Annotated in this window: 5 protein-coding genes and 1 tRNA gene; all 6 read right to left on the bottom strand. The window is 74.0% G+C overall.

Features of this window, described 5'->3' with window-relative positions; genetic code table 11:
* Positions 1–6,162, bottom strand: a 6,162-nt coding sequence (locus tag VGR37_20730) for an amino acid adenylation domain-containing protein (protein HEV2149836.1), incomplete at its 3' end; no start/stop codon positions are given.
* Positions 6,163–6,177: 15 nt separating this feature from the next.
* Positions 6,178–11,550 carry an amino acid adenylation domain-containing protein gene (locus VGR37_20725; protein ID HEV2149835.1) on the bottom strand — a complete coding sequence of 1,791 codons (5,373 nt, stop codon included), beginning with the start codon at positions 11,548–11,550 and terminating at the stop codon, positions 6,178–6,180.
* 544 nt (positions 11,551–12,094) lie between these two features.
* Positions 12,095–12,168 (bottom strand) — tRNA-Ile (locus tag VGR37_20720).
* Positions 12,169–12,579: 411 nt separating this feature from the next.
* Positions 12,580–15,243, bottom strand: a complete 2,664-nt coding sequence (locus VGR37_20715; protein ID HEV2149834.1) for a MupA/Atu3671 family FMN-dependent luciferase-like monooxygenase — start codon at positions 15,241–15,243, stop codon at positions 12,580–12,582.
* Between the two features lie 17 nt (positions 15,244–15,260).
* A complete protein-coding gene (locus VGR37_20710) occupies positions 15,261–22,001 on the bottom strand; it encodes an SDR family NAD(P)-dependent oxidoreductase (protein ID HEV2149833.1) in 6,741 nt (2,246 codons plus the stop codon).
* Between the two features lie 24 nt (positions 22,002–22,025).
* Positions 22,026–23,769: non-ribosomal peptide synthetase (locus VGR37_20705; GenBank protein ID HEV2149832.1), on the bottom strand; the 1,744-nt coding region annotated here is incomplete at its 5' end.

Here is a 23,769-nt window from a genome sequence, read left to right as displayed (position 1 = left end):
GCCCACCCGCTCCACCCCCAGCACCTCCGCCCAGACCTTCGCCAGGATCTCTTCCGCAGCGGTCCGCGGCGCGGCCGGGACCCCGCCCGACGGCGCCCCGCGGGCAGGCGCGGGGAGGGCGCGGCGGTCCACCTTCCCGTGGCCGGTCAGCGGGAGCGCATCGAGGAGCACGATGGCCGAGGGGACCATGTAGCGGGGGAGCCGCTCGCCCAGGCGGGCGACGAGGTCGGCCGCAGCGGGCGCGGCGCCCGCCTCCGGCACCACGTAGGCCACGAGCCGCTTCTCCCCCGGTTCGTCCTCCCGCGCCAACACCACCGTCTCCCGCACGCCGGGCAGCGCCCGGAGGGCGGCCTCGATCTCCCCCGGCTCGATGCGGAAGCCGCGCACCTTCACCTGGTGGTCCGTGCGTCCCAGGAACTCGACCGTCCCGTCCTCCCTCCACCGCACGCGGTCGCCGGTGCGGTACAGGCGCCCTCCGCCGGGCCCGAAGGGGTCGGGAACGAACCTCTCCGCAGTCAGCTCCGGGCGCCCCAGATAGCCGCGCGCCACCCCCGCTCCGCCCACGTGCAGCTCGCCCGGCACGCCGACGGGGACGGGCTGCATCCTCCCGTCCAGGACGTAGAGGCGGACGTTGGCGAGCGGGCGCCCGATCACCGGCACCGCGCCCGCCACCCCCACCTCGCACAGCGAGGCGTCCACGGTGCACTCGGTGGGGCCGTAGAGGTTGTAGAACCTCCGGCCCGCGTCCCCCGCCAGGCGCCGCCACGTGGCTTCGTCGATCGCCTCTCCGGCCACCAGCACGTCGGTGGGCGCCGCTTCCGGACCGTCCAGCAGCCCGTCGGCCAGCAGCAGCCGGAGCTGCGCGGGGGTGCAGTCGAGCACCTCCACCTCGTGCTCCCGCAGGTACCGCGCGAAGGCGGGGCCGTCGTAGCGCACCTCCTCGGGGAGGATCTCCAGCGTGCTCCCGGAGAGGAGCTGCACGATCTGCTTGACGGTGGTGTCGAACGTGAACGCCCCGTTCATGCCGACCCGCGGAGGCCGCTCCACGCCCCGTCGATCGTAGACCGCGCGCCGGAGCGCGGCGGCCAGGTTGACCACCGAGCGGTGCTCCACCATGACCCCTTTGGGGCGGCCCGTGGAGCCGGAAGTGTAGATCACGTACGCCAGGCTCTCCGGACCCGCGCCGCCCTCCAGGCGTTCCGCGCTCTCTGCGGCCAGCTCCGCCCGGCCGCCGTCCAGGGAGAGCGCCTCCGCGCGGGAGGCCGTGAGCGCCCCCGCGGCGCGCCCCCGGGTGAGGACCACGGGCGCGGCGCACTCCTCCAGCACGTAGGAGATGCGCTCGGGGGGGTGCGCCGGGTCCAGAGGAACGTACGCCCCCCCGGCCTTCCAGACCGCGAGGAGCGCGAGGATCATCTCCGTCCCCCGCTCCATGCACACCCCCACGCGGCTCTCCGGCCCCACGCCCCGGGCGCGCAGGACGCGCGCGAGCTGGTTCGACCGGCGGTCCAGCTCGGCGAAGGTGAGCGCCTCCTCCCGGAACGCCACGGCCACGGCGCCGGGCGTGCGCGCCGCCTGGGCCTCGAAGAGCCGGTGCAGCGCCTCCCCCGCGGGCACCTCCGCCTCCGTCCGGTTGAAGCCGTGGACGATCCGGCGCTCCTCCTCCGGGGCGAGGAGCGGGAGGTCGTCCACCGGCGTGCGCGGGGAGGCCAGCGCCCCCTCCAGGAGCCGCTCGAAGTGCGCCGCCATCCGCCGGACCGTGGCCGGCTCGAAGAGCGCCGCGTCGTACTCCCACGCCCCCGAAAACCCCTCCGGAGACTCCTCCATGGAGAGCAGGAGGGCGAACTTCGCCGCCCCGCGCTCCACGCTCCCGCGCCGCACACCGAGGCCGGGGAGCTCGAAGGGCTCCCCGGCCTCGGTGTGCAGGGCGAACATCACCTGGGCGAGGGAGCCTTCCTCGTCGCGCCCGGCGCGGAGGGCGGCCACCACTTGCTCGAAGGGGACGTGGCGGCGCTCGAACCCGGCCAGCGTGATCCCTCGCACTCGCTCCAGCAGCTCCGCGAAGCCTTCCTCCCCCTCCACCGTGGTGCGCAGCGCCAGGGTGTTCACGAAGAAGCCGATGAGCCCCTCCAGCTCCTCCCGCTCGCGGCCGGCCACCGGGGTGGCGACCACCGGGGCGTCGTGCCCCGTGAGGCGCCGCAGGAGGAGGGAGAAGGCCGCCAGGAGGACCATGAAGGGGGTGACTCCCGACGCACGGGCCCGCTCGCGGACGGCCGCGCCGAGCTCCGCCGGGAGCGAGAAGCGCAACCGCCGGCCGCCGCCCCCGGGGGCGGCGCCTCCGTCCGTGGGGAGCGGCAGCGGCTCGGCGCCCGCCAGGTGCTCCGTCCAGTAGGCGAGCGCCTCGCCCAGCGTCTCGGGCCGGAGGTGCCGGTGCTGCCAGCGGGCGAAGTCCGCGTACTGCACGGGGAGGGGCGGGAGCGAGGGAGGCTCGCCGCGGGAGAAAGCCCCGTAGAGGTGGCGGAGCTCCCGCGCGAGCACTCCCGCGGACCACCCGTCGTACACGACGTGGTGCACCACCAGCACCAGGAGGTGCTCTCCGGCCCCCAGGCGGAGGAGGGCACCGCGCAGGAGCGGTCCCTCCTCCAGCCGGAAGGGCCGACGGGCGATCTCCTCCGCCAGCCGCTCCGCCTCTCGCTCGCGTCCCCCGGCGCCGGAGAGGTCCAGGAGCGGGAGGGAGACGCCCCGCGCGGGGTGCGTCCGCTGACGCGGCTCGCCGGAGACCTCCTCGAAGGTGGTGCGCAGGACCTGGTGCCGCTCCACCACGGCGTCCAGCGCGGCCTGGAGGGCGCCGGCGTCGAGAGGGCCGTCGATCCGGAGCGCGGTGCCCACGTTGTACGCCGCCGACCCGGGATCCAGGCGGTGCAGGAACCAGAGCCGCTGCTGCGCGAAGGAGAGCGGGGCGTGGCCGTCGTCACCGCACGGGCGCACCGGGGGGAGCGCCGCCTGCCGGGGCCCGCCCGACGCACGCTCCACCTCCCGCGCCACCCCCGCCAGCGTCGAGCTGGAGAAGAGCGACTGCAGCGAGAGCTGCAGCCCGAAGGCCGCCTGCACGCGCGTGACCACCCGCACCAGGTGGATGGAGTGCCCGCCCATGGCGAAGAAGTCGTCCTCCGGGCCGACCGCCTCCACCCCGAGCACCTCCTGCCAGATCTCCGCCAGACGTGCCTCCGTGGCTCCGAGCGGCCCGCCGCTCCCCGGCGCCCGGGGCGCCCGCTTCTCCCGCGCCGCGAGCGCCCGGCGGTCCACCTTCCCGTTCGGCGTAAGGGGGAGCTCCTCCAGCACCGTGAGCGAGGAGGGGACCATGAAGGCGGGGAGACGCTCCCGCAGGTGGGCGTCGAGCGCCGAGTCCAGCGCCGGCTCGCCCTCCTCCCCCACCACGAACCCCGCCAGGCGCCGTTCCTCCGACCCGGCGCCGAGCACCAGCACCACGGCCTGCCTCACCCGCGGATGCTCCAGGAGGGCGGCCTCCACCTCGGCGGGCTCGATGCGGAAGCCCCGGATCTTCACCTGGCCGTCCAGGCGCCCCAGGAACTCCACGGCTCCCTCCTCCAGCCAGCGCACCCGGTCGCCCGTGCGGTACATCCGCGCGCCCGGTTCGGGCGCGAAGGGACAGGGGACGAAGCGCTCGGCGGTGAGGTCCCCCCGGCCCGGATACCCGCGCGCCAGCCCCTCCCCGCCGATGTACAGCTCGCCCGGGACCCCCACCGGCACGGGCTCCAGGCGGGAGTCGAGCACGTACAGCCGCGTGTTGGCGAGCGGCCTCCCGATCGGCACTCCGGCCGCCCTCTCCTCCACCCGATCCACGGGGTGCCACGACGCGAAGGTGGTGCTCTCCGTGGGTCCGTACACGTGCAGCAGGGCGCCCGGCCCCCCGGCGCCGAGCACGGCCCGGAAGGCGGCCGGGTCCGCGGTCTCCCCTCCCACGAGGAGGTACCGGAGCGTGCGGAACACCTCCGGCGTCTCCCGCGCGATCTGGTGGAAGAGGGCGGTGGTCATGAAGAGCGCCGTCACGCCGCTCTCCGGGAGGTGCCGGGCGAGGTCCCGCGGCGAGAGCAGCACCTCCCCGGAGATCCCCACCAGCCGGGCCCCGTTCAGCAGGGCGCCCCAGATCTCGAAGGTGGCGGCGTCGAAGGAGGTGCTGGACGCCTGGGCCACACGGTCGTCCCCGCCCAGCCGGACGTAGTCCGTCTCCCGGACCAGGCGGACCACCGCCCGGTGGGAGATCCCGATCCCCTTGGGGGTGCCGGTGGAGCCGGAGGTGTACATCACGTACACCAGGCTCTCGGCGGCGCAGAACGGCTCCGGGGCGGTCGGCTCCATCGCGGCCGGGAGCTCCTCCAGCGCCACGGGGAGGACGGACGGGCCAGCGGGTACCCGTCCGCGCGTGTCCCCTGAAGCGAGGACCAGGGAGACGCCCGCGTCCCGCACCATGAAGTCGAGCCGCTCCCGGGGATAGGCGGTGTCGAGGGGGACGTACGCGCCTCCCGCCTTGAGAATGGCGAGGAGCGAGGCCACCAGCGCCGCCGAGCGCTCCATGCACACCCCGACGCGCGACTCGGGCCCCACGCCCAGCGAGCGGAGCCGCCGGGCCAGGCGGTTCGCGGCCGCGTCCAGCTCCGCGTAGGTGAGCGTCGCGTCGGGGAACACGACGGCGGCCGCGTGGGGGGTGCGCGCCGCCTGCGCCTCGAAGAGCCGGTGCACCGGGAGGTGCCCGGGGAACTCCGTGGCGGTGCGGTTGAGCGTGTCGAGCAGGCGCAGGCGCTCCTCCGGGCCGGCCAGGCCGATCTCCCCGAGGGGGCGGGAGGGGTCCTCCGCGAAGGCCCGGAGGATCCGGGTGAGGTGGTCTCCCATGCCCGCCACCGCCCCCGCCTCGAAGCGCCCCGCGTCGTACAGGATCCGCACGGAGAGCTCCCGGCCGCCGTACACGATCACGGTGAGGGGGTAGCTGGTCCGCTGCTGGAGCTCGAAGCTGCGGCGCCGCCACGCCGGGCCCACCGCCCGGAGCGCCTCGTTGACGCTGGCGCGCTCGAAGCCCAGGATGCTCTCGAAGAGCCGTACCCCCTTCGGGACCTCGCTCCACCCCTGGATGCTCGCCAGCGGCGTGTGCTCGTAGGGGCGCATGGCCGTCCACTGCTCCCGCACCGCCCGCAGGTGGCCCCCCACCGTCTCCCCGTCGCGCACGCGGACCCGCAGGGGGACGGTGTTGCTGAAGAGGCCGATCATCCTCTCGGCCCCCTCCACCCCGGAGCGCCGGCACGCCCGCGCGTTCCCGAACACCACGTCGGAGTCGCCGCCGTAGCGGGCCAGCAGGAGCGCCCACGCGCCCTGCACCACGTTGTTCAGCGACACGCCCTCGCCCCGCGCCAGCTCCTCCAGCGCGGCGGTCAGCGCCTCCGGCACGACGAAGTCGTGGCTTCCCCCTCCCTCCCCCGCGGGCGCGCTGCAGGTACGCCGGACCGCGATCTCCCCGGGAGCGGTGAAGCCGGAGAGGAGCTCTCTCCAGAAGTCCCGCGCCTCCGACGGATCGAGACGCCGCAGCCACTCCACGTGCTCCCGGTACGGCCGGGGGTTCGGCGGGTCCGCCGCGCGCCCCTCCAGCAGCGCCTCGTAGCGCTCGAACAGCTCCACCAGGAGGAGGCGGCGCGCGTGCCCGTCCATCACCACGTGGTGGGAGGTCCAGAGGAGCCGGTGCTCCTCCTCACCGCAGCGGAGGAGGGAGAGCCGCATGAGCGGCGGGGCGGCGGGGTCGAAGGGGGCGAGGCGGTCCGTCCGCAGCAGGGTGAGGAAGCGCTCCTCCCGCACCTCCGGCGCCAGCTCGCGCCAGTCGTGCTCCTGCCAGGGAAGCTCCACGCGCGGGTGGACGCGCTGGTACGGCTCCTCCGCACCGTCCAGGTGGAAGGAGGTCCGCAGGACGGCGTGGCGCTCGACCAGCTCCTCCCAGGCGCGCCGGAAGGAGGACACCCGCAGCGGCTCCCGCAGGGTGCACACGAACTGCTGGACGTACAGCCCCGGCTGCTCTCCGTACTCGCTGTGGAAGAGCATCCCCTGCTGCATCGGGGCGAGCGGGTACGTGTCGTCCGCCAGGCGGCCGTTTCCCGGGGTCATTCGCGGATCTCCATCTCAGCCGGACGCGCCGGGGCGCACGTCGTCGCCGCCCCGCGGCTCCGCGGCCCGGACCTCCTCCTCGGTCATCGCCTCCAGCTCGGCCAGCAGCGCCTCGACGTCGTCCTGGGCGCGCAGCTCCAGCTGCTTCCTGGCGATGCAGCACGCGAGCGCGTCGATGTCGGGCGCCTGGAAGAGGGTGGGGAGCGGGAGCGCCACCCCGAACTCCCGCTGCACGCGCGAGGCGACCTGCACCGCCAGGATGGAGTAGCCGCCCAGCGCGAAGAAGTTGTCGTACACCCCCACGCGCTCCACCCCCAGCACCTCGCTCCAGATCCCGGCCAGGACCTCCTCGGTGGCCGTCCGCGGCGCCACGTAGCGCTCGCGCAGCGCGTCGCGGCCGAACTCCGGCGGCGGGAGGGCGCGGCGGTCCACCTTTCCGTTGGGGGTGAGCGGGAGGGCGTCCAGCGTCACGAAGGCGGCCGGGACCATGTACTCGGGGAGCGACGCCTGCAACCGCTCGCGCAGCTCCGGCACCGGAGGCGGGCCGTCCCTCCCCACCAGGTACGCCACCAGCCTGCGCTCTCCCGGGGCCACCTCCGCCGCCACGGCCACGCACTCGCGCACCTCGGGGTGCCCCGCGAGCGCCGCCTCGATCTCGCCCAGCTCGATGCGGAAGCCGCGGATCTTCACCTGGTGGTCGTCGCGCCCCAGGAACTCCAGCACCCCCTCCGCGCTCCACCGCGCCCGGTCGCCCGTGCGGTACATGCGCGCCCCGGGCGCCTCCGAGAACGGATCCGGGACGAAGCGCTCGGCGGTGAGCGCCGCCCGGCCCAGGTAGCCGCGCCCCACCTGCACCCCGCCGATGTACAGCTCCCCCGGCACCCCGGCCGGCACGGGGCCGAGGTCGGCATCCAGCACGAAGGTGCGGGTGTTCGCCACCGGCCGGCCGATGGGCACCGTGCTCCGCCCGCCGCCTGGCCCGCATCGCCAGTACGTCACGTCCACCGCCGCCTCGGTGGGGCCGTACAGGTTGTGCAGCTCCACGCCGGGAAGCTCCTCGAAGACGCGCTGCTGGAGATCGGGGGGGAGCGCCTCCCCGCTGCAGACCACCCGGCGCAGCGAGCCGCACCGCCCCGCCTCCCCGGCCGCCAGGAACGCCTGCAGCATGGGGGGGACGAAGTGGAGGGTGGTGACACGCTCGCGCTCGATCACCCCGCCGAGGTAGACGGGGTCCCGGTGCCCCCCGGGTCGGGCCAGCACCAGGCGCGCGCCCGCCAGCAGCGGCCAGAAGAACTCCCAGACCGAGACGTCGAAGCCGAAGGGCGTCTTCTGCAGCACCACGTCGTCGGGAGTGAGCCCGTACTCCGCCTGCATCCACAGGAGCCGGTTGACCACGCCCCGGTGCGCGTTCATGGCCCCCTTGGGGCGTCCCGTGCTCCCGGAGGTGTAGATCACGTACGCCAGGCTCTCGGGATCGACCGCCCCGGGGAGGTCTTCGGGGCTCTCCCCCGCCACCTCCGCCCAGCGGGCGTCCACGGAGAAGACCTCCGCCCCCGCCCCCGCCTTCGGCTCGGACCCGGTGCTGGTGAGCACCGCCGCGACCCCGGAGTCCTCCCGCATGTGGCGCAGCCGCTCCTCCGGGTACTCGGGGTCGAGCGGGACGTAGGCCCCTCCGGCCTTGAGCACCGCCAGCAGGGCCACCACCATCTCCGGGGAGCGCTCCATGCACACCCCCACCCGCACCTCGGGCCCGACCCCCTCGCGCCGCAGGCGGCGGGCGAGCCGGTTGGCGCGCGCGTTCAGCCCGGCGTAGGTGAGGACCTCGCCCTCGAAGGCCACCGCCACCGCCTCCGGGGTGCGCGCCGCCTGCGCCTCGAAGAGCCGGTGCAGCGGGGCGTCACCCTGTGCGAACCGGGTCGCGGTGCGGGTGAACTCCACGAGCACCCGCCGCTCCTCCTCCGGCCGGAGAAGGGGGAGACGGGAGGCGGGCGCCTCCGGCGCCGACACGGCCCCATCCAGCAGCCGCTCGAAGTGGCCGGCCATGCGCTCCACGGTGGCCGGGTCGAAGAGGTCGGCGTCGTACTGGAAGCTCCCGGCGAGCGCCCCCTCCACCTCGCCCATCACCAGGGTGAGGTCGAACTGCGCCGCCCGGGGCTCCAGCGGGAACGCTTCCATGACCAGCGAGCCGCGGCGCTCGGCCTCCCCCGCGCGCCCGAGCGCGCAGGCCACCGCCGGCCGGATCCGGTGCGCCTGCTGCAGGACGAACAACACCTGGAAGAGCGGGGAGTGTCCCGAATCGCGCACCGGCTGCAGCTGCTCCACCAGGCGCTCGAAGGGGTACGCCTGGGCCGAGAGCGCCGAGAGCACCTCCTCCCGGGTGCGCAGCAGGAGATCCCGGAAGGTGGGGTCTCCGTCGAAGCGGGCCCGCAGCACGACGGGGTTCACCAGGTACCCCACCACCCCGGAGAGGGCAGAGTGGACGCGGCCCGCGGCGGGGGAGCCCACCAGGAGGTCGTCCTGGCCCGAGTACCTGTGCAGGAGGAGCTGGAAGACCGAGAGGAGGAAGACGTACGGCGTCACCCCCTCCGCGCGCGCGGCGTGGCGCACCCGCCCGGCGAGCCCGGAGGGGAGCGCGAAGCCCACGGCACCCCCGCGATGCCCCTGCAGGGCGGGCCGCGGCCGGTCCGTCGGGAGGGAGAGGACGGTCGGCGCGCCGTCGAGGCGGGCGCTCCAGTGGGCGCGGAGCCGCTCCCCCTCCGGCCCAGCGAGCAGCTCCCCCTGCCAGGCGACGAAGTCGTGGTAGCCCGGCTCCGGCACCGGGAGCGTCGCGTCCGCACCCTCCCGGAGCGCCTCGTACGCGGAGAACAGCTCGTCGGCGACGATCTCCAGGGAGCGGAAGTCCACCACGACGTGGTGTACCCCCAGCAGGAGGATGCTCTCCTCCTCCCCCCGGAGATAGAGCCGGGCCCGCAGCAGGGGGGCCTCCGCGAGGTCGAAGGGGTGGAACGCCTCGTCCTCCAGCCGGGCCCGCAGGGCGTCCGCCTCCCACCCCGCCGCGTCGTGCACGACGAGCGGCGCCATCGCCCCCTCCACCACCCGCTGCACCGGCTCCGCCTCGTCCAGGGCCGTCCTCAGCACCGGGTGCCGTCCCACCACCCGCCGGAGCGCCTCCTCCAGGAGCTGCGCGTCCAGCCGCCCCCGCAGGCGGACCGCGAGGGCCACGTTGTAGGCGGGGCTCTCCGGGGCCATCCGGTGCAGGAACCAGAGCGCCCGCTGCCCGTACGAGAGCGGCCGGGGCTCCCCCGGCACCGGCGGCTCCCCCGCGCGGGGCGCGGAGGCCGGGGTGCGCTCGCCCTCTCCCAGGCGGGGGTGGAGCCGACGCGCGAGCGCGGAGAGGGGCTCCCCGCGGAGGAGGTCGGCGGGATCGAGGGTGAGCCCCAGCTCCCCCGCCACGCTCGCTGCCATGTCGGAGGCGGAGAGCGAGTCTAGACCCAGCGACGGGAGCGAGCGCTCCGCGGACACGGCGGCGGCGGGCAGCCGCAGCACGCATGCGGCGCGCGCGCGCAGGTAGGCCTCCAGCACCGCGGGGTCCGTAGAGGACCTCACCTCCGCGGCCTCGGGCACGGCGAGGTCCGCATCCATCCGCTCCCCGCCCCCCCGGGCGCCCCCGGGAGGCGTGCCGCCCTCCACCCGGTCCAGCTGTCCGTCCAGGAGCGCCTGTCGGCACGCCCGCCTCTGCACCTTGCCGCTGGAGGTCTTGGGGAGGGTGGCCGGACGGATGAGCACGACCTCGTGGGCCTGGACCTCGTGCGCCGCCGCGATGGCCTCCCGGACCGCGCGGACCACCTCCTCCGCGTCCAGGTCGCGGAGCGAGGTGCGCCGCACCTCGTGCACCAACACCAGGCGCTCCTCCCCGTCCACGTCCACGGAGAAGGCAGCGCTCCCACCCGGCTGGAGCGCCGGATGGGCGGTGCCGGCGGTGGCCTCCAGGTCCTGCGGGTAGAGGTTCCGCCCACGGAGGATGATCAAGTCCTTGCGCCGTCCGGTGACGAACAGCTCCCCGTCCTCGTCCAGGAAGCCCAGGTCACCCGTGCGGAGGAAGGGCCCCTCTCCGCTCGCCTCCAGGTACCCCCCGAAGGTCGGCTCGCTCTCGGGGGAGAGGTTCCAGTAGCCGCGTGCCACGTGCGGGCCGCTCACCCAGATCTCGCCGACCTCCCCCTCCCTGCACGGGGTGCGCTCCTTCGGGTCCACCACCACCACCTGCGAGTCGTGCCAGGGGCGGCCGCACCCCACCAGCATCGTGGCCCCGGGCTCCCCGGCCGCACACGGCTCTCCGCGCTCGCGCTCCAGCGACTCCCCGCTGAAGGTGCGCACGACCGGGGGGTCCTCCCGCCGGCCTCCCGTGACGAACAGCGTCGCCTCCGCCAGCCCGTAGCAGGGGTACAGCGCGCGGCGCCGGAAGCCGCACCCGGCGAGGGCCTCGGTGAATCGGTCGAGCGTGCGAGAGCGCACCGGCTCCGCGCCGCAGAACGCCACGTTCCAGCCGCTCAGGTCGAGATCCGCCTTCTCCTCCGGCGTCACGCGGTCGGCGCAGAGTTCGTAGGCGAAGTTCGGCCCTCCACTGGTTTCCGCCCCGTAGCGGGAGATGGCGCGCAGCCAGCGCACGGGCTGCTGGAGGAAGGCCGTGGGCGACATGAGAACGCAGCTCCCGCCCATGTAGACGGGGTGCAGGACGTTCCCGATCAGCCCCATGTCGTGGTAGACGGGGAGCCAGCCGACGACCACCAGCTCCTCCGAATGCCCGAAGGAGTCCCTCATCATCCGCTGGTTGGCGAGGAGGTTCCCGTGGGTGACCTGCACGCCCTTGGGTCGCGAGGTGGAGCCGGAGGTGTACTGCAGGAACGCAAGGTCGCTTCCGCGGACGCCCGGATCGGTCCATGCGCACCCGGGATCGAGCGAGGAGGGGACGCACCAGTGGAGGGACCGGAGCTCCGGCGTCTCCTCCAGGGAGCGGCCCAGCTTCTCGGGGACGTCCTCCGAGGCGAGCACCACGCGGGCGCCCGCGTCGGCGATGATGGCCTGGAGCCGCTCCAGCGAGCGGTTCAGCCGCGGCGGGTAGACCGGCACCGCCACCACGCCCGCGTAGAGGCACCCGAAGTACGCCGCAACGAAGGAGAGCCCGGGCTGGAAGAGGAGAAGGGCGCGCTCGCCCCGTAAGCCCTCCGACTGGAGCGCGGCGCCGATCCTCCGCGCCTGCTCGTCGAGCTGGCCGTAGGTGAGCGATTCCGTCTCTTCCTGCCCATCCCGAAGGAAGCGGAAGGCCGTTCGGTCCGGGTGCTGCTGCGCCCTCCAGCGAAGGAGGTCAACGTAGGTCTCGACGCCGGTCATTCCGGAAATCCGGGAGTTGGGGCCGCCCGCAGAGAGGATACCCTGCCGGTCCGCCCCACGGGGCCGGCACCCTTGCAGGGGCGGCGAACAATCACGCAAACAATGACGGAACCTATGCGGGCACAGGACGGCCGGAGGTGCTCTCCGGCCCATCATGCATCACCTCGACGTGGTTGCGGCTGCCGAACGGGGCGGCTCAACGTGCCCCTCCGGCCGCCAGCGCCGGCCCACCCTCCTGCCGGCCCACGCGCAGCTCACCCGTAGGAGCAGCATCAGGTTACGCCGTTCCTCCTTGTAGCGTAAATTATATGGTCGACGCCATCCGCGAAAGGGGCGACCAGGCGCGAGAAGCGTCAGTCGGCCGACCGACGGCCCCACCTCGCGACCTCGCGCGGGGTGCGCCGAGCGGAGGAGGGAGGCGGCACCGGGGGAAGAATCCCTCGACGCGCTCTCGTAGGTCCGGAGCCCCGCATGAGGGGCACTCCGCTTCGTACGGAAGACAGAAACCGCGCCGGGAGCTGGTCAGCTCACGGCGCGGTTCTCATGGGCCTGGCAGGACTCGAACCTGCGACCGTGGAATTATGAGTTCCCTGCTCTAACCACCTGAGCTACAGGCCCGAACACCCCCGAATCTATCCAGAGCACCAGGATCGGTCCACCCGGACCACCCCCGTGTCCCGTTTTCCGAAAACGGGACAGAAACGGGACACGGACCCCCGATCGCCCACTCCAGCGTCGAACCCACCCCAGGCGAAAACCCGCGCCCCGCCTGGGAAAGTCCGACGAGCCGTCACACCTCCCGCCCCGCGCAGCCGATTGTGGGCCGGTTCGGACATCAATGCCAGATCTTCGGATCCACGAACATACTCGTTTTCGCCCGACGGACACCTTTCGAAGTCGCGAACGGGCTCACCAAATCCAGATCCAAGGTTTACCACGTGACAAACTTTAGGGACGGCATCCTGCCGGGCCGGTGATTGGCACGTCTGACGCCCTCTACCCGTCCCGAGCGAGCCTCCTCCGGAGCTGTTACACGGGGACCGCTTCCGTCGAGCCCGCGAAAGGCCCGGTCGGAGAGGACGGATCGGAGATTCGGTTGATGAGCTCGAACGACACGGGCACCACCAGGCTGGGGATGCGGCGCGCCAGGTAGCGCCGCAGGGAGAGGGAGCCCATCTCGGCCCCCTCCTCGCACATCGCCCTGAGCACGGCCAGGTTTGGCAGCGCGGCCAGCACAGCCGTGGAATCCACTCCGAAGTCGATCAGGCACGCCACCTCGTCCACGCCGCTCGCCACCACGCGGTCCACCATCGCCAGGCAGCTCTCCGGGGTCCCGATGAAGGCGCCGGTGCGGTAGTAACGCTCGAACGCGAAGGAGGCCAGCGAATCCAGCCATTGCGGCTCGTGGATGTCGATCTGGAGGTCCAGGCTCTTGACCAGCGTTTCCATGAGCCCGATGTGTGAGCGCAGGTAGCGGGTGAGCGGCTCGCGCACCCGCGAGAGCACCTCGTCGGCGTCGTCGCCCACGAAGGTGTGCAGCATCAGCGTCACCTGGCCGGTCCAGACGTCGTGTCCTCCCCGTTCGCGGGCTTCGCGATAGAGGCCGACCTTCTCGGCCGCCTCTTCCAGCGGCTGAGTGAGGAGCGCGGTCAGGCAATGGTGGCCCAGCTCCCCGGCCCGCTGGAACATCGACGGGTCACCGCTGCACGTGATCCACGTGGGTAGCTCCCGCTGAAGCGGGCGAGGAAAGATGCGCAGATCCACGTCGTTCCCCACCCCGTCCTTCACCGCCAGCGTGCCACCGCGCCAGAGTGAGTGCACGTCGGATAGCAGGCGGAACATCACTTCGCGCTTCTGCGCGAAGTTCTGCGGCACCAGGGCGAAGTCGTTGGGGATCCACCCGGAGGTCACGGAGATCCCGGCCCTCCCCCCGGAGAGGTTGTCCACCACCGACCACTCCTCCGCCACCCGCAGAGGATGGTGCAGCGGCAGGGCCACGCTCCCGGCGCGCAGGTGCACACGGCGGGTGATTGGAGCCAGGGCGGCAGCCAGGAGCGAGGGGTTGGGGTAGAGCCCGCCGTTTTCATGGAAGTGGCGCTCCGGAACCCAAACTGCCTCGAACCCGTAGCGGTCGGCGAAGCGGGCACCCTCCAGCAGCAGCCGGTACCTGTCGTCCGCCGCGTCGTCCGCGGCGTCGGCGAAGTAGAAGAGGCTGAAGCGGAGCCGCCGCCGTGCCTCGTCGCGCTCCTGCGCGCCGGGAGACGCCGCCAGGCGCGCCACCAGCCCCGCCCCGCCCTCGGTCACCGAGGCCCGTTCGACTGCCGGGTGCTGGGTCAGGACGGCCGCGATCTCCTCCGCCAGCGAGGGGGCCACGCGCACCGGCAGCGCATGGACCCGCTCCCGGGATAGGGTGGTGAGCAGCTCCCCCACCGTACGCCCGGGCGCCTCGGCGACGGCCTGCAGCACCGCGCCGAGCTCCTTCAGCAGGACGGCCGCGCGGGCTGGATCGAGCCGGTGGGCGTCGAACACCAGGCGGAGCGAGACCTCCTCCCCCGCCGAGAGCCGCAGCTCCAGCGGATGGCCGTCGGGAGCAGGCACGCGCCGCGGCTCCGCCTCCAGCTGGTCGGCCAGCGGATCGTTACCCCGGACTTCCGCCTCGACCACGCTCTCGAAGAGGTCCGCCCCCGCGGGCAGCCCCGCCCACTCGCGGAGCTGCTCCGGCGAAGCGAGCTCGCCGGGGCGAAGCGCGGCCCGCACTCCCTGAACCCCGCGCAGCCAGGAGGCCACCGTGGCCCCGCCCTCCACACGCAGACGGAAGGGAACCACGTTACGGAAGCTCCCCACCATGGCCTCGCTCCCGGCGAGCTTGGCGGGACGGCCCGGCACGGCCAGCCCGAAAGTGACGTCGGTGCAGCCGGTGTGCGCGTGAAGCAGGAGCCCCCAGGCGGCGGCGAGCAGCGCGTCCCACTCCAGCCGGTGCTGCTCGATCAGCCCGCGCAGGCGCTCCGCCGCCGCTGCGTCGAGCGGCAGCTGGTGCACCCGGGAGAGTGGCGGGACGGTGCCTCTCTCGGCGACCATCCGGGTCGGGCCCGCGAAGCCCTGCAGCGCCGCGCGCCACCACGCTCGAATCGGCGTGGCATCCTGCCGCTCCAGCCAGGCCACCAGGTTGCGGTAGGGAGCCGGCGCGCGCGGCGCCACGCCCACACCGCGGCACGCATTCAGCACCTCGGCCAGACAGAGCGAGGCGGACCGGTCGTCCAGCACGAGGGAGGAATACGTCCAGATGAAGCGGTAGACGTCCGGATCCAGCCGTACGGCAGCGAGCCGCATCAGTGGTGCCCCTCCCGGGTCGAAGCCGCGGGTCCGCTCGGCGTGGGCGAGCTCCGCCAGGCGCGCGTCCCGTTCGGTCGGGGGAAGGGCGCTCCAGTCCCACTCCTCGCAGGGAAGCCCCGCCTCGGCCAGGACCACCTGCACCGGTTCGGCCATCCCTTCGGCGAAGACGGCCGTACGCAGGGCGGGGTGGCGCGCCACCGCCTCACGCCAGGCCCGGAACACCAGGTCGGGACCGTACAGGCCACGTAGCGTCCAGGCGGTCTGGCCCACACAGAGCCCGGGCACCCCGCCGGTCGCGAGGGAGGCCAGCAGATGGTGCTGTCGCGGCGACAGCCGGTACACGTCAGCGATGTTCTGCATCCGTCCGATGTCTCCCCTCAGGCTCCCCGGTCCGCCTGCTGGATCAGGAGTGACAGGCGCCCCAGTGCCTCCACGTCTAGGTTCGCCAGAGGGAAGTCCTCGGGCGCGAAGCCCTCGGGCCCGGCCAGGCTCGACCGCTCGACCAGGGAGGCGAGTGCCTCGTCGAATCCCGCGGCCAGCCGCTCCAGCGTGGACCGCTCGTGCACGGCGGGGTCGTAGCTCCAGTCCAGGACGAGTCCGTCCGGGGTGCGAACGGCCTCGACTTCCAGCAGGTGTGTCCGCCCGCCCGGGGCGGCGTGCACACGGAAGCGCCCCCCACCCGGCACGTGCCACGGAGCCGCGGCCCCGGTCGGCCCGGCCGAGAGGTCCCGGTATCGGAAGGAGACCTCCGGCGCCCGCCGCCGCGAGTCCGGAAGGCCCCGCACCCGCTGCTTGACCGCCTTGAGAACCGCCACCGGGTCTCCCGCGGCGGAAAGGTCGAGTGCCACCGGGAAGGCGTACTCCAGCCGCCCCACGCTGCGGGAGAGGTCCTCACCCTCCGTCTGGCCGGCGCGGGCGTCGCGGACCAGCTCGACGCCCACCGTGCGCGCGCCGGTCCAGCCGGCCAGCGCCTCCGCCAGGGCGGCGAGCAGCACCTCTTCCGCCTCCGCGCGGCGCTCGTGCGCCACCTCCTCCAGGGCACGCCGCGCCAGGTCGGGGGCGATACGGGCGACGTGTACGCAGGCCGGGGCCTCCGGCGCCGCATCGGCCCCGGCATCGCGGGGAAGCGGGAGGAAGGCCGCTCCCTCCGCGGTCTCTACCCCGCCCGACTCCGCCGCCACCCGCTCGCTCCACGCGCGGAAGGAGGTGGGCACCGCCGGGAGCCGCACCTCCTCGCCCCGGGAGAGCTGCACGTAGGCGGTTCCCAGGTCGTCCAGCAGCACCGCCCAGGAGGCGGCGTCCACCGCCAGCGGGTGGGCCACCACCAGCACGCGCTGCGGCTCGTCGGCCCCGCCGTCGAGCAGCACCACCCGGAAGAGTGATCCCTGTGCCGGATCGAGGGCGCCCGCCACGCGCTCCGCGACCCGCCGCGGCGCCCCCGGTCCGGCTTCGTCCGCCCCGCAGAGCACCCTCTCGAAGGGCGCTTCGCGGTCCGTCGTGCCCACCATCTGCCGCCATGCGCCCCCCTCCCGCGCGACGTGCAGGCGAAGGGCATCGTGGTGCGCCAGGACGTGCCGCGCGGCGCTCGCCAGCAGGTGGGGGTCCACGGAGCTCCGGACCTCCAGCAGCACGGCCTCCGCGATGCCGGGGCGGGCGGCACCGGCCTCCATCAGCCAGTGCTGCACCGGGGTCAGCGGGACCTCGCCCGGTGCAGCGTCCCGCTCCGCCTCGTCCGCCAGCACGCCGGTGATCAGCTCGGCCATCTCCGCGATGGTCTCGTACTGGAAGAACTGCTGCGGGGTGAGGTGCAGCCCGGACCGCTTGCCCCGGGCCATGATCTGGATGGCCTGCACCGAGTCCCCCCCGAGCTCGAAGAAGTTGTCGTAGACGCCGACCTGCTCCACGCCCAGCACCTCGCTCCAGACCTCGGCGATGCGGCGCTCGATCTCGTTCCGGGGAGCCGCGTAGTCGCTCGACAGCTCCGGGCGCACCCCCCGGGGCGCGGAGGCGGAGGCGCCCCCCGCGAGACCCCCCAGCACGCGCTCGGCGGCCTGCGCGTCACTCTCCGCGATGGCCGCCCGCAGGTCGTTCGGGGAGACCACCACCCGCGGCTCCACGCGCGCGGCCAGGATGCGGGCGAAGGCGTCCACTCCCTCCTGCGGGCGGATGCCGTCCCCGGCTACGGCGGCGCCCTGCGGGGTCTCCGCCTCGGCCAGGCCGCGGATCTCGGCGCCCGGATCGTTGATGCGCTTCTGGGTGAAGCTCTCCACGCGGAGCACGGTCTCGCCGCGCTCGTCCATCAGGTTGAAGTCGAAGACGATCGTCTCGCGGTCACCGCTCTCCTCCGGGTGGAACCGCCCGTGCGCGAAGAGCCTCCCCGAGAGGGGGCGCGCCAGCGCGATCCCGCGGTACACCATGGGGAGGTAGTAGTACTCGGGCGTGAGGCGCGCCTTGGTGATCCCGGCGGCGCGGTCCAGGATGGCCGGGTGGAAGAACCAGCGGTCCCAGTCGCCGCGGAAGGCCTCCGGCAGCTCCATCTCGATCACCACCTCGTCGGTGCCCAGGTGGATGCGGTGCACGCTCTGCCAGCGCGGGCCGAAGTCGTCCTCGCGGTCTTCCTGGGCGATGGTGACCGCCCGGGGGCAGCGGGAAAGCATTGCCTGGAGGTCGGAGCGCGCGGGCGGACGGGGGTCCTCGACGCCCACCCGCCCCATGGCGTGGCGGCGCATCCGGCCGGCGGGGTTGTTCCCATCCCAGCTCCAGAGGGTGAACGAGAACTCGTCCGTGCCGTCTTCCACCAGCTCCAGCCGGCCCTCGCGGACCTCGTCCTCGTCCAGGTGCATGGGCTCGACGAAGAACGCCTCGCGGATCACCACCACGCGGCCTCCCGCGCGCTCCGCCACCGCGGCGCGAAGCATCTCGAAGTAGGCCACCCCGGGCATCACGGCGCGGCCGATGATCCGGTGCTCGTCCAGCGGCCAGTGCCTGGCCACCGAGAAGTCGGTGGCGAAGACGGCGCGGCCCGGCTCCTCCAAGATGCAGCGCTCCAGCATCGGGTGGTCGCACGCGCGCACCGGCGCGCCCGCGGCGGCCCCCTGGTCCCGCTGCCCCGCGGCCATCCCCACCTCCTCCCACGCGCCCCAGGCCACCGACACCGTCCAGGTGCCTGTCGCGGCGCGGTGCGCATGGGCGAAGGCATCGAGGAAGGCGTTCGCCGCCGTGTAGTCCACCTGCCCGAAGCGGCCCGTGACCGCCGTCCGCGATGAGCAGAGGACCATGAAGTCCAGCTCCCGCCCGGCGAGTACACGTTCCAGCACCCGGGCCCCGCGCACCTTGGGGGCGAGCACGGCAGCCATGGCTTCCGGGGTGCGCGCGGCGATCATCGCCCCCGAGGGTACGCCCGCGGCGTGCACCACCCCGTGGAGCGCTCCGAAGCGCCCGGCGGCCTCCTCCACCACCGCGCGCATGGCGGTCTCGTCGGCCGCGTCGGCCCGGGCCACCATCACCTCGGCGCCGAGCGCCTCCATCTCACGGATCGCGCGGATGCGCCGGCTGGTGGGGTCCGTGGCCTCGTGCGCGGCCAGCCAGCCGTTCCATTCCTCGCGGGCAGGAAAGACGGAACGCCCGGTGAGCACCAGCCGGGCGCGGGCGTGGCGCGCCAGCCAGCCCGACACCTCCAGCCCGATCCCGCCGAGGCCGCCGGTAACCAGGTAGACGCCCCCCTCCCGGACGGCCGGCGGCCGCTCCTCCGCGGGCAGGAGCCGCAGCGGCTCGTAGTCCTGCACCCAGCGGCGCCCGGCACGGAAGGCCACCGTCGCGGGCGCGTCGGAGGCCGCCTCGGCCAGGAGCTGCCCCGTCAGCCTCTCCTCGTCACGGCTCCCCGGAGCGGGGAGCGTCACGTCCACGCTACGGCACGAGAGGTACGGGTACTCGCGCGGGATCACCCGCACCGCTCCCAGCACCGTGGCCTGCTCCGGGACCGACAGGTCGCCGCCCACCACCTCCTGCATCCCCGCCGTCACCACGGTGAGGTCCACGGGCGCCGCGTCGCGGCTGCCGAGCGCCTGCGCCAGGAGCACCAGGGAGTGGAGGCCGCGGTCCAGCGCGTCGGCGGGGCCGCACCCGGCGCTCCAGAGGTGCACGATCCGCCGCGGGAACCGCCCGGCGCCGTTCAGCCGCGCCAGGAGCGCAACGTAGTCCTCGGCGCGGCGGGCATCGATCTCGAAGTGGTCCGAGGCCAGCTCGCGGAAGCCCTGCCCGGCGCGGACGACCACCGCGTCACATCCGGCGGCGCGCAGCCGCTCGGCCAGCCGGGAGCCCAATCCTCCGTCTCCCGCGAAGAGGAGCCATCCCCCCTCCTGCACCGGGGGAGGGGCCGCAGGTGCACGCGGGGCCTCCCTCCAGGTGGGTACCCAGAACCACTGCCCCACGTCCGGCTTCTTCGCCAGGGAGGGGATGCCCGCGCCGGGGCGCCCCCCCGCGGGGGCCTCGACCCAGTAGCGCTTGCGCTGGAAGGGGTACGTGGGGAGCGGCACCCGCTTGCGCCGCTCCCCGGCGTGCAGCGCCTTCCAGCCCACCTCTGCGCCCGCCAGCCAGAGCTGCCCCACGGTGTGGAGCAGGAAGGCACGGTCGTCCTCCCGGTCGCGGGCGTGCGGGAGGGAGGCGTGCATCACCTGCCCCGGGCGCTTCCCCGGGTGCCAGCGCACCACGGAGCGGAGCGTCCGCCCGGGCCCCACCTCCAGGAACGCGGCGTCCGGGTCGCCGATCACCGCCCCGACGGCGTCGTGGAAGCGGACCGTCTGCCGGACGTGGCGCACCCAGTATTCGGGGTCCATGGCCTCGGCGGCCGTGATCCAGCTCCCGGTGACGTTGGAGAGGTAGGGAAGCCGCGGCTCGCTCAGGCGGATCTCCCGCACGCACGCCCGGAACGCCTCCAGCATCGGCTCCATCATCGCGGAGTGGAAGGCGTGCGAGGTGTGCAGCGGCCGGCCGGTTACTCCCTCCGCGGCCAGCCGCTCCCGGAAGGCCTCGACCGCCTCGCGGGGACCCGAGACCACGCACAGCTCATCCCCGTTCACGGCGGCAAGGTCGAGTTCGCCATCCAGCAGCGCGCGCACCTTCCGCTCGGAGATCGGCACCCCCAGCATCGCGCCGCCGGGGAGCGCCTGGATGAGCCGGCCGCGCTCGGCCGCCAGAGCCAGTGCATCCTCCAGCGAGATCACCCCGGCCAGGGTGGCGGCCACGTACTCGCCCACGCTGTGCCCCAGCATGGCCGCGGGCTGGATTCCCCAGCTCATCCAGAGCCGGGCCAGCGCGTACTCCACCACGAAGAGCGCCGGCTGCGTGGCCTCGGTGCGCCCGAGCGCCTCCGCCGCCGCCGCGTCGTCGGGATCGGCCAGGAGGAGCGCGCGCAGGTCGAAGCCCAGGTGCGGCTCCAGGATGCGTAGGCAGCGGTCCACCTCCGCGCGGTAGACGGGCTCGCTCTCGTACAGGCCGGATCCCATCCCCGGGTACTGCGCCCCCTGTCCGGGAAAGAGGAAGGTGACCGGGCGGCGTGCGGCGGGCTGGTTGCGGGTCACCACGCGCGTGGGGGAGAGCGCCTCCAGCAGCGCCACGGCCTCCTCCCGGTCGCGCGCGACCAGCATCCGGCGGTGATCGAAGGCGGCGCGCCCCGCCTGGAGGGTGTACGCCACGTCCGCGAACGATTCCCCGGGGCAGCTCTTCAGGTGCTCCAGCAGCCGCGTCGTGGCCTCCTCCAGCGCGGGGCCGGACCTGGCCGAGAGCACCAGGAGCTGCTGCGCGCAGGCGGGGGCCGGAGTGTCGGCCGGGGGCGCCTCCTCCAGCACCAGGTGCGCGTTGCTCCCCCCCAACCCGAACGAGGAGACACCCGCCCGGCGCGGCGTCCCATCGGCCTCCCAGGGCGTCCGGCTGGACGCCACGTAGAACGGGGTGGAGCCGAAGTCGATCCGCGGGTTGGGCTCGGAGAAGTGCAGCGAGGGCGGGATCTCCCGGTGCTTGAGCGCGAGCACCGTCTTGATGAGCCCCGCCACCCCCGCCGCCGCGTCCAGGTGCCCTAGGTTGCTCTTCACGGACCCCAGCGCGCAGTAGCCGGTCCGCTCGGTACCACGGCGGAAGGCGAGGGTGAGTGCCTCCACCTCGATGGGGTCTCCCAGCGTCGTGGCGGTGCCGTGCGCCTCCACGTACCCGATCGTCTCGGGCGGGACGTCGGCGAACGCCTGGGCGGTGGCGATCACCTCCGCCTGGCTCTCCACCCCGGGCGCGGTGTAGCCCACCTTCCGGGAGCCGTCGTTGTTCACCGCCCATCCGCGGATCACCGCGTGGATGGTGTCGCCGTCGGCCAGCGCGTCCTCCAAGCGCTTGAGCGCCACCACCCCCGCGCCGTTGCTGCCGAGGGTGCCCGCGGCCCGCGCGTCGAAGGGGCGGCAGTGTCCGTCGGGCGAGCCGATCCCGCCCTCGTGGTGCAGATAGCCGCTCTGCTGCGGGACGAAGATGTTGACCCCGCCGGCCAGCGCCATGTCGCACTGGTAGGTGGCCAGCGCCTGGCACGCCAGCGAGGTGGCCACCAGCGAGGTGGAGCAGGCCGTCTGCACGGTCATGCATGGCCCCCGCAGGTCCAGCTTGTAGGCCACCCGCGTGGTGAGGTGGTCGTGCTTGTTGTGGATGAAAGCCTGGAAGGCGGGAATCGTCCCGTCCAGCTCCCCCGCGGCGGCGAGGTGGAAGAGGAGGTAGCTGTTCACTCCCGCCCCCCCGAACACTCCCACGGCGCCCGGGCAGGCGCGCGGGTCGTAGCCGGCGCTCTCCAGCGCCTCCCACGCGCACTCCAGGAAGACCCGGTGCTGTGGATCGGTGAGCTGCGCCTCGCGCGGGGTGAAGTCGAAGAAGGCGGCGTCGAAGTCCTCGATCCCCTTCAGCACCCCGCGCGCCTGCACGTACGCCGGGTCGGCCCGCTCCGCGCCGTGGACGGCCGAGCGGCCCAGCTCCTCCTTCGAGAAGAAGGTGATGGACTCCACCCCCTCCCGCAGGTTCCCCCAGAATTCCTCGACGCTCTCGGCCCCGGGGAATCGTCCCGACATCCCGATGATGGCGATGCTCTCCATAACAGGTAATACTCCGGTTCGGGGTCAGCTGCGGCCGGGTCTGCCAGGGCGGCTCTGCCGCGCCAGCGCCTCGCGCTGCCGTCGGGCGCGGTCCTCGGCCTCCGAGAGCGCGGGCGTGCCGACGGTGGTCCCGGTGCTCAACCGCTCGGCCAGCAGGGTGACGGTTGGGTAGCGGAACAGCTCCACGAGGGTGAGGTCGCCCCCCACGCCGTCGCGGAGCCGGTCGTACGCCTGCACGATCAGCAGCGAGTTGCCGCCGATGTCGAAGAAGTTGTCGTGCACCCCCACGCGCTCGACTCCCAGCACCTCCTGCCAGACGCGGGCGATGGAGCGCTCCAGCTCGCTCCCCGGGGCCACGTACGAGGCGCGCCGCCCCGGTCCCAGGGTGCGCGGGTCGGGGAGCGAGCGGCGGTCGGCCTTTCCGCTCGAAGTGAGCGGGAGGGAGGCGAGCGGCAGCACCCAGGCGGGAACCATGAACCCGGGGAGGCGCTCCCGGAGCCGGCCGAGCAGCTCCCCGGCGAGCGTGTCGCCGTCCCCCGCGCCGCGGGGGACGAAGAAGGCCGCGATCTGCGCTTCGCCGCCGGAGCCGTACACCGCGGCGGCCGCCGCGCCCACGCGCGGGTGCTCGCGGAGCAGGCTCTCGATCTCCCCCAGCTCGACGCGCACGCCGCGGACCTTCACCTGGTCGTCGGTGCGGCCCAGGAACTCCAGCGTGCCGTCCTCGCGCCAGCGCGCCAGGTCGCCGGTGCGGTACATCCTCGCGCCCGGCTCGCCCGGGTACGGATCGGGGAGGAACCTCTCCGCGGTGAGCGCCGGCCCCCCCAGGTACCCGCGCGCCAGGCGTGCCCCGGCCAGGTACAGCTCCCCCGCGACCCCCGGCGGCACCGGGCGGAGCCGGTCGTCCAGGAGGTGGACACGCGCCCCGGAGAGCGGCCGGCCCAGGGTGGGGTCGGAGTGGTCGCGCACGCGCGCGGCGGTGGCGTCCACCGTGAATTCGGTGGGGCCGTACACGTTGAACGCGTCGACGCCCGGAAGCGCCGCCAGCCTCCCCCACAGGTCGGGGTCCAGCGCCTCCCCGCCGCAGAGCACCACCTCCAGGGGCTCCTCCGCCGCGCCGAGCCCGGCGGCGAAGAGCCCCCGGAGCTGCGTGGGCGTGCAATCGAGCACCTGCACCCGCTCGCCGCGGACCCGCGCCAGCAGCCGCCCGGGATCGAGTCTCTCCTCCTCGGTGACGACGTGCAGGGTGTGCCCGCCCAGCAACTGGAGCCACTGCTTGACCGAGCCGTCGAAGACGAGCGGCGCGTTCACGCTGACGCGCAGCGGACCGCGCCCGCGGTAGACCGACTCTTCCAGCGCGGCGTGGAGGCTCAGCGCCGCACCGTGGGAGACCACCACTCCCTTGGGTGTGCCGGTGGAGCCGGAGGTGTAGATCACGTACGCGGCGCTCTCCGGGTGGAGCACCACCGCTGGCGGTCCGGCCGGCCGGGCCGCCAGCCGCTCCCGGTCGGCATCCAGGCACACCGTCCGCCCCGCGGGAAGGAGCCCCCGGTCGCGGAGGGCGCCCGCGGTCACGAAGACGCCGATCCCCGCCCGGCGCGCCATGTCGGCGATCCGCTCCGCCGGATAGGCGGGATCGAAGGGCACCAGGACGCCGCCCGCCTTGAGGATCCCCAAGATCCCGGTGAGCGCGTCCACGGAGCGCTCCAGGAAGAGCGCAACCGGCGCCTCCGGCCCTACGTCCATCTCCCGGAGGTAGGCGGCCAGGCGG

This window comes from Longimicrobiaceae bacterium (genome assembly GCA_035936415.1).
Taxonomy (GTDB): domain Bacteria; phylum Gemmatimonadota; class Gemmatimonadetes; order Longimicrobiales; family Longimicrobiaceae; genus JAFAYN01.
This window is presented reverse-complemented; position numbering and strand designations above follow the sequence as displayed.

Coding starts and splice junctions, on each gene's coding strand:
- VGR37_20725 (HEV2149835.1), bottom strand. CDS start 11,550: ATGACCGGCGTCGAGACCTACGTTGACCTCCTTCGCTGGAGGGCGCAG.
- VGR37_20710 (HEV2149833.1), bottom strand. CDS start 22,001: ATGGAGAGCATCGCCATCATCGGGATGTCGGGACGATTCCCCGGGGCC.
- VGR37_20715 (HEV2149834.1), bottom strand. CDS start 15,243: ATGCAGAACATCGCTGACGTGTACCGGCTGTCGCCGCGACAGCACCAT.